The sequence below is a fragment of the Spirosoma endbachense genome, from assembly GCF_010233585.1.
Classification (GTDB): Bacteria; Bacteroidota; Bacteroidia; order Cytophagales; family Spirosomataceae; genus Spirosoma; species Spirosoma endbachense.
On record NZ_CP045997.1, the window covers coordinates 10,253,239 to 10,254,479 of the forward strand.

Annotated in this window: 2 protein-coding genes; both read right to left on the reverse strand. The window is 44.6% G+C overall.

The genetic code is table 11. The annotated features are described in order from the left end of the window. Window positions 1-39: 39 nt before the first annotated feature. Window positions 40-897: an IS3 family transposase gene (locus GJR95_RS41385; RefSeq protein ID WP_162391456.1), complete on the reverse strand. Its 858-nt coding sequence runs from the start codon at window positions 895-897 to the stop codon at window positions 40-42. Further along, window positions 894-1,175, reverse strand: a complete 282-nt coding sequence (locus tag GJR95_RS41390; RefSeq protein ID WP_162391457.1) for a transposase — start codon at window positions 1,173-1,175, stop codon at window positions 894-896. Before GJR95_RS41390 ends, GJR95_RS41385 begins: the two co-directional genes overlap by 4 nt. Window positions 1,176-1,241: the final 66 nt, after the last annotated feature.

Sequence of the window (1,241 nt, forward strand, 5' to 3'; positions counted from 1 at the left end):
TATAGTGCTCCCTATATTTAGGACCAGTTTTTGCTTTTTTTAATTGAGGTTTTCCGATTCTACGTCGACTTGCAAAGGAGTACAGTACACCTCAGCAGGTGTTTTTCTAGCCAGACCTTGATGGCATTTTCTGTTGTTGTAATGCTCAAAGAAGTTAGCCAGACCACGCTCTAATTCCCAGCCATCCCCGGCTGGACTTAAATAAATGTAATCATATTTGACCGTTCGCCATAACCGCTCGATGTAAATGTTGTCGATGGCTCGCCCTTTGCCGTCCATGCTGATCTTGATCTGCTCCTGCTCCAAACAATCTACCCACTTTGAACAGGTGAACTGACTACCCTGATCAGAATTAATAATGACTGGTTTCCCATTGCGCGCAATAGCTTGTTGAAGTGTGTCCACCACCCACTCGGCAGCCATACTATTGGACAAACTCCATCCGGTCACATACCGACTATACACATCCAGAAGAGCTACCAGATACATAAAGCCCTTAGCCATGGGCACGTATGTAATGTCGATCTGCCAAACTTGGTTACAAGCGGTAATAGCCAGCCCCTTTAATAAATAAGGACGAATATAAATGGCCTGTCCCAATCGACTCAAATTCCGCTTCGGATAAATAGCCATCAGCCCCATTTTTCGTATTAGTCGTCGGATTCGTTTGTGGTTGACTGGATAGCCTTGAGTTCGTAAATAGTCCTGGAGTTGGAGTACCCCCTCGGCAGGATAATTCAAATTCCGCTCATCGAGCAGTCTCATCAACCTCAAATTTTGCTCAGACTCAGGAACCGGGTGGTAATACACCCCGCTCCGGTGCAAGCCTAATAATCGACATTGTGTCCTGATGCTTATTGAGGCTTGGTTGTCGATTAACCTCCGACATTTTTTCAACCCAGTTTCTTCAAGCTTTTTTTTAGAAAATCATTTTCCAGCTCTAATCGACCGATTTTGGCATACAGCCGCTCCGGGTCTATTTTATCTTCAGCTTCGGTCGCTTTCTCAAAAATTGAGCTAGCTCGATCCAGAAAGTCTTGCTTCCACTTACTGATCATGGTCGGATGCACCTCATACCGTTTAGCCAATTCGGCTAAGGTCTGTTTCTCTTTTAATGCTTCCAGAGCCACTTTGGCTTTAAAGGCAGGCGAGTGCTGCTTGCGTTTTGCTTTCATTTTGAACCACTATTTACAGCTTGTTTTTCAACTTAGCTAGTGGTCCTAATTTGGGGGAGTACTATA

Coding starts and splice junctions, on each gene's coding strand:
- GJR95_RS41390 (WP_162391457.1), bottom strand. CDS start 1,175: ATGAAAGCAAAACGCAAGCAGCACTCGCCTGCCTTTAAAGCCAAAGTG.